General features: G+C 72.2%; 5 protein-coding genes. 2 read left to right on the forward strand and 3 right to left on the reverse strand.

The window, feature by feature from the left end:
- Positions 1–96 precede the first annotated feature (96 nt).
- Complete coding sequence (gene lon / locus I4I78_RS29175) at positions 97–2,457, forward strand: endopeptidase La (protein ID WP_218614723.1); 2,361 nt, start codon at positions 97–99, stop codon at positions 2,455–2,457.
- 140 nt (positions 2,458–2,597) lie between these two features.
- On the opposite strand, the gene I4I78_RS29180 is transcribed toward lon, so the two are convergent.
- The 3 genes from I4I78_RS29180 to I4I78_RS29190 form a co-directional block, all read right to left on the reverse strand.
- Positions 2,598–3,485, reverse strand: coding sequence for an endonuclease domain-containing protein (locus I4I78_RS29180; protein ID WP_218614724.1), 888 nt, complete (start codon positions 3,483–3,485; stop codon positions 2,598–2,600).
- Between the two features lie 161 nt (positions 3,486–3,646).
- Positions 3,647–4,537, reverse strand: a complete 891-nt coding sequence (gene purU, locus I4I78_RS29185) for a formyltetrahydrofolate deformylase (RefSeq protein WP_218614725.1) — start codon at positions 4,535–4,537, stop codon at positions 3,647–3,649.
- Positions 4,538–4,540: 3 nt separating this feature from the next.
- Positions 4,541–5,041 carry a DUF2505 domain-containing protein gene (locus tag I4I78_RS29190; RefSeq protein WP_218614726.1) on the reverse strand — a complete coding sequence of 167 codons (501 nt, stop codon included), beginning with the start codon at positions 5,039–5,041 and terminating at the stop codon, positions 4,541–4,543.
- 23 nt (positions 5,042–5,064) lie between these two features.
- Here I4I78_RS29190 and I4I78_RS29195 point away from each other — a divergent pair.
- Positions 5,065–5,847, forward strand: a 783-nt coding sequence (locus I4I78_RS29195; protein ID WP_218614727.1) for a UDP-N-acetylmuramate dehydrogenase, incomplete at its 3' end; no start/stop codon positions are given.

The following is a 5,847-nucleotide window of genomic DNA, read 5'->3' on the forward strand; positions in this document are numbered from 1 at the left end:
CGCGTCATGGCTCCACAACGCCGGGGTGGGCGTTCGCTCTGGGCGGATTTACTTGAACGCTGGAATGAGTTCAACGGTGTAAGCGTTGAGCCGGGCATGACAGAAATGCTGAAGCTCCCGGTGCTTCCGCTGACCGACTCAGTGGTGCTGCCGGGCATGGTGGTTCCCGTCCGGCTCGACGAGCCGGAGACACAGGCGGCGATCGACGCGGCCGGTAGCGGCGCCGATGCAGACGCAGACGACGCCAAGACCCAGCGTCGCGTGCTGGTCGTCCCCCGTCTCGACGGCAGGTACGCCGCGATCGGCACGGTCGCCGTCCTCGAGCAGATCGGCCGGCTCCCGAACGGGGAGAAGGCCGCCGTCGTGCGCGGCGAGCGTCGCGCCAAGATCGGGTCCGGTGTGACCGGCCCCGGCGCGGCGCTCTGGGTGGAGGCCGAGCCGGTGCAGGACGCGCAGGTCACCGGCCGCACCCAGGAGCTGGCCAAGGAGTACAAGGCGCTGGTCGTCTCGATCCTGCAGCAGCGCGGCGCCTGGCAGGTCATCGACTCGGTGCAGCAGACCGCTGACCCGAGCGCGCTGTCCGACCTGGCCGGATGGGCCTCGTACCTGGACAACGAGCAGAAGGCGCAGCTGCTCGCCGAGACCGACGTGACCCGTCGTCTCGAGCTGCTGCTGAAGTGGACGAAGGCGCACGTCGCCGAGCAGGAGGTCTCGGAGAAGATCGCCGGCGACGTCCGCGAGGGGATGGAGAAGCAGCAGCGCGACTTCCTGCTACGCCAGCAGCTCGCCGCGATCCGCAAGGAGCTCGGCGAGGGTGACGGCGACGAGTCCGAGGACGACTACCGGACGAAGGTCGAGAACGCCGACCTGCCCGAGCACGTCCGCAAGGCGGCGCTGGCCGAGGTGGGCAAGCTCGAGCGCTCCTCCGACCAGAGCCCGGAGGGCGGCTGGATCCGGACCTGGCTGGACACCGTCCTGGACATCCCGTGGAAAGAGACGACCGTCGACACCGACGACCTGGTCGAGGCCCGGCGGATCCTGGACGCCGACCACGCAGGCCTGGACGACGTCAAGGAGCGGCTGATCGAGTTCCTGGCCGTCCGGTCGCGGCGGGGGAGGAAGGGCCTCGACACCGTCGGTGGACGGGGCTCCGGCGCCGTGCTCTCGCTCGTCGGCCCGCCCGGTGTCGGTAAGACCTCGCTCGGCGAGTCGGTGGCGCACGCGCTGGGCCGCAAGTTCGTCCGGGTCGCCCTCGGCGGCGTCCGGGACGAGGCCGAGATCCGCGGGCACCGGCGCACCTACGTCGGCGCGCTGCCCGGCCGGATCGTCCGCGCCATCCGCGAGGCGGGCTCGATGAACCCGGTCGTGCTCCTCGACGAGATCGACAAGGTCGGCAGCGACTTCCGCGGCGACCCGACCGCGGCGCTGCTCGAGGTGCTCGACCCGGCGCAGAACCACACGTTCCGCGACCACTACCTCGAGGTCGACCTCGACCTGTCGAACGTGCTGTTCCTGGCGACGGCGAACACCGGGGAGAACATCCCCGGACCGCTGGCCGACCGGATGGAGGTCGTCACGCTCGACGGCTACACCGAGGCCGAGAAGATCGCCATCGCGCGTGACCACCTGCTGCCCCGCCAGATCGAGAAGGCCGGGCTGGAGACCGCCGACGTGGAGTTCTCCGAGGTCGCCCTCGGCATGATCGCCGCCGAGTACACCCGCGAGGCCGGTGTGCGGCAGCTGGAGCGGGGCCTGGCCAAGGTTCTGCGCAAGGTGGCCGTGCAGCTCGACGCGACCTCCCCGGAGGACTCCGAGTCGGAGCGTCCCGTGCACGTCGACGCGGACGCCCTGGTCACCTACCTGGGACGGCCCCGGTTCACACCGGAGTCGGCCGAGCGCACCTCGGTGCCGGGTGTGGCGACCGGCCTGGCCGTCACCGGAGCCGGTGGCGACGTGCTGTTCATCGAGGCCACGAAGATGGACGGCGAACCCGGCCTGACGATCACCGGTCAGCTGGGCGAGGTGATGACCGAGTCGGTCTCGATCGCGCTGAGCTACCTGCGCTCGAAGGGTCTGGCCGGCGACCTGGCGTCGAAGAAGCTCCACGTCCACGTGCCGGCGGGCGCGGTCCCGAAGGACGGGCCGAGCGCCGGCGTGACGATGACGACGGCGCTGGCCTCGCTCGCCTCCGGACGTCCGGTCAAGAGCTCCGTGGGCATGACCGGTGAGGTCACGCTGCAGGGCAAGGTCCTGCCGATCGGTGGGGTCAAGCAGAAGCTGCTGGCCGCGCACCGGGCCGGGCTGACCGACGTGATCATCCCGAAGCGCAACGAGCCCGACCTGGACGACCTGCCCGAGTCGGTCCGCGGTGAGCTGCGGGTGCACCCGGTCGCGGACGTCGCCGACGTCCTCGAGATCGCCCTCGAACCGGCCCGGGAGCACGTCTCCGCCGCCTGATCCGCACACGACACGGCCCGTCCACCGACATGGTGGGCGGGCCGTTCGCGTGTGACCGTCGTGGGGTCCCGCGAGGCGGACCGCACGGTGAGATGAGGCTGGTTGCGCTGCGGCTCGGGTGCAGCGACATGAACGTCATGTCACCCTGCTGTGGCGTCCGACCTCGGGCCGAGCGCGGCGGCGATGTCGGCGACGATCCGGTCCGGCTCGTCGCGGATCTCGAAGCGGGTGTAGCGGTAGATCCGCCACCCGGCCGAGACCAGCCGCGTGTAGCGCCCCACGTCGCGCAGGACGCGTTCCGGGCGGGCGTGGTCGCCGCCCTCGTACTCGATGCCGATCCGCTGCCCGGGGTAGGCGAGGTCGAGCCAGACGGCGCGGAGCCGGTCGTCGTCGAGCACCGGGTGCTGTACCCGGGGAGGCGGCAGACCCGCCCGGGTCAGCAGCAGCCGCAGCCGGGTCTCCGGCGGGGATCCGGACTTCGGGTCGGCGAGGGCGAGGACGTCCGGCAACCTCCTCACCCCGCGAGCACGCGGGTAGCGCACGGCGAAGTTCAGCAGCAGGTCCGGCGGGAACCCGTGCACCCGGGCGAGCGCGTCCACCGCCACCACCGCCTCGATGAGGCTCAGTCGGCAGCCGAGGTCGAACGCCGTCCGCAGGGGTGTCGTGACCCGGACGTCGTCCACCTCGGTGACCTCGCCCGGGTGCAGCCGAGCCCGCCGGACGGTGACGCCGTCGCGGGAGCGCAGACCGCCGGAAGGGACGGTGATCTCGGACGGGGCACCGAACGGCGCGCAGGACGCACCGAGCAGCTCCGCCGCGGAGAAGCCGATGAGCACGCCGCGATCGCGGGACCACCGGTACGCCGCGCGGGAGAGCAGCGACAGGTCCGGGTCGGATTCCCGTCGGACGCCGTACACGTCGGGCAGCAGCCTCCGGAACGCCGCGCCGTGCAGGATCCGCCAGTCGACCAGGCCGGCCGCGACCGCGTCCGAGCCCCGGAACGCGGTGGGGAAGCCCGGAACCGTCACGGCGGGAGCATGACCGACCCGCGGACGGGGCGTGGCCTTTCCAGGCGATCGCGACACGGGCGTGAACGACCGGGTGAGATGACGTTCATCGCTCTGCGCCTCACCCGGAGCCCAACCAGCGTCATCTCACGGTGTCGACGGGCCGCCTCAGGACACAGGTGCTAGCGGAAGACGATGGTGCGGTTGCCCTGGACGAGGATGCGGTCCTCCAGGTGCCAGCGCAGGCCGCGGGCCAGGACCAGGCGTTCGATGTCGCGGCCGCGGCGGACCATGTCGGCGGCGGTGTCGCCGTGGTCGACGCGGATGACGTCCTGCTCGATGATCGGGCCCGCGTCGAGGTCGGCGGTGGCGTAGTGGCAGGTCGCGCCGATCAGCTTCACTCCGCGGGTGTGCGCCTGGTGGTAGGGCCGCGCGCCGGCGAACGAGGGCAGGAAGCTGTGGTGGATGTTGATCGCCCGGCCGGCCCACTCCTCGCACAGGTGCGCGGGCAGGATCTGCATGAACCGGGCCATCACGACCGCGTCCGGGGCGTCGGCGGTGACCATCTCCCGGATCTTCTCGAACGCGGTGACCTTGCCCAGCTCGCGTTGCGGGTCGCCTGCGCGCGGGAACGGGACGTGGTGGAACGGCACGCCGTGCGCGGTGACCAGCGGTTCCAGGCTCTCGTGGTTGCCGATCACCCGGCTGATCTGCGCCGGGAGCTCGCCGGTCCAAGCCCGCCCGAGCAGGTCGTGCAGGCAGTGCTCCTCGCGGGTCGCCAGGAGCACGACGCGCTTGCGCGACCCGGTGTCGCTGATCCGGTAGGTGCCGCCGAGCTCGTCCGCGACCGGCGCGAACCGCGCACGCAGCTCGTCCACGTCGAAGGGGACCGACGCGGCGTCGACGACCTGACGGGTGCAGAACATCTTCGCGTCGACGTCGGCGTGGTAGCCGGCCTCGGTGATCCAGGCGCCCAGCTCGGCCAGGAACCCGGAGATCCGGGCGACGATGCCGGTGCGGTCCGGGCAGCTCAGCGTGATGACGTAGCGGCGGTCCTCGGGAGGTGGCGGCACGGGTCAGGCCCGGATCTGCTCGAGGGTGAAACCCGTCTCGGCCGCGAGCAGCTGCTTGATCTGCTCGCCGACCGCCTCCTCGATCTTCGCGCCGACGATCGGCACCTTCACCGTCACCACGATGTTGACGACGAGCTGGCTGCCGCCGTCGGTGTCGGCCAGGTGCATGGTGGCCTTCGCGGTGGCCGGGGTCCCGGCGATCGCGACGCGTCCGACGCCGTCGTAGCGGCCCTGCCCGGACGGGGACCAGGTCTCGGTCCGCTTGATCACGACGTCGCCGCCGGGGATCAGCTTGGTCACCATCGGCGGCAGGTCCTGCTGGTCGATGCCGTGGCGCAGGGTGAACTTCACGCCCTCGCCGTCCTGCTCGTACTCCAGCAACGAGGCACCCGGCCCGCCCATCTGGACCAGCCGCTTCTCCAGGACGTCCTTGTCCACCATCGTCGAGTAGACGCGCTGCGCCGGATGCGCGGAGGTGGAGCGGTAGTCGATCGAGCTAGGCATGGGCGGAGGTTACCGTTGTGCCCGTGAGTGCACCGACCACGACCACCCGGCTCTCCGCGCACACGACGTTGCGCCTCGGGGGCCCGGCCACGCGTCTGGTCACCGCGTCCGACGCCGACGCCGTGGTGGCCGCCGTGGGCGCGGCCGACGCGGCCGGGGAGCCGGTACTGGTGCTCGGCGGCGGGTCGAACCTGGTCGTGGCCGACGCCGGGTTCGACGGCACCGCCGTGCTCCTCGCGAGCCGGGGCGTGCGTACCGAGCCCCGTCCGGACGGATCGGTGCTGGTCACGGTCGAGGCGGGGGAGGACTGGGACGCCGTCGTCGCGTCGACCGTGGAGCGGGGCCTCGGCGGGCTGGAGTGCCTGTCCGGGATCCCGGGCCGCACCGGCGCCACCCCGGTGCAGAACGTCGGCGCGTACGGCGTCGAGATCGCCGACCTGCTCGTCGACGTCGACCTCTACGACCGCCGCTCCGGTGAGGTGCGCGAGCACGTCCCGGCCGCCGAGCTGGGGCTGGGCTACCGGACGTCGGTGCTCAAGGGCCGTGCCGCCGCGATCGTGCTGCGGGTCCGGTTCGCGCTCGGCGCGGACGGCCTGTCCGCGCCGATCCGCTACGGCGAGCTGGCGCGGACGCTGGACGTCGCGGCGGGGGAGCGGGTCGATCCGGCCCGGGCGCGCGCGGCGGTGCTCGGGCTGCGCCGCGGCAAGGGCATGGTGCTCGACCCCGCCGACCACGACACCTGGAGCGCCGGGTCGTTCTTCACCAACCCGATCCTGCCGGTGGCCGACGCCCCGCAGGTCGAGGGG

Origin of the sequence: Pseudonocardia sp. KRD291 (assembly GCF_019263595.1) — a bacterium.
Classification (GTDB): Bacteria; Actinomycetota; Actinomycetes; order Mycobacteriales; family Pseudonocardiaceae; genus Pseudonocardia.

Excerpts from the sequence above, each read along its gene's own strand:
- lon (WP_218614723.1), top strand. The coding sequence starts at position 97 with ATGACAGAAATGCTGAAGCTCCCGGTGCTTCCGCTGACCGACTCAGTG.
- I4I78_RS29190 (WP_218614726.1), bottom strand. The coding sequence starts at position 5,041 with ATGCCTAGCTCGATCGACTACCGCTCCACCTCCGCGCATCCGGCGCAG.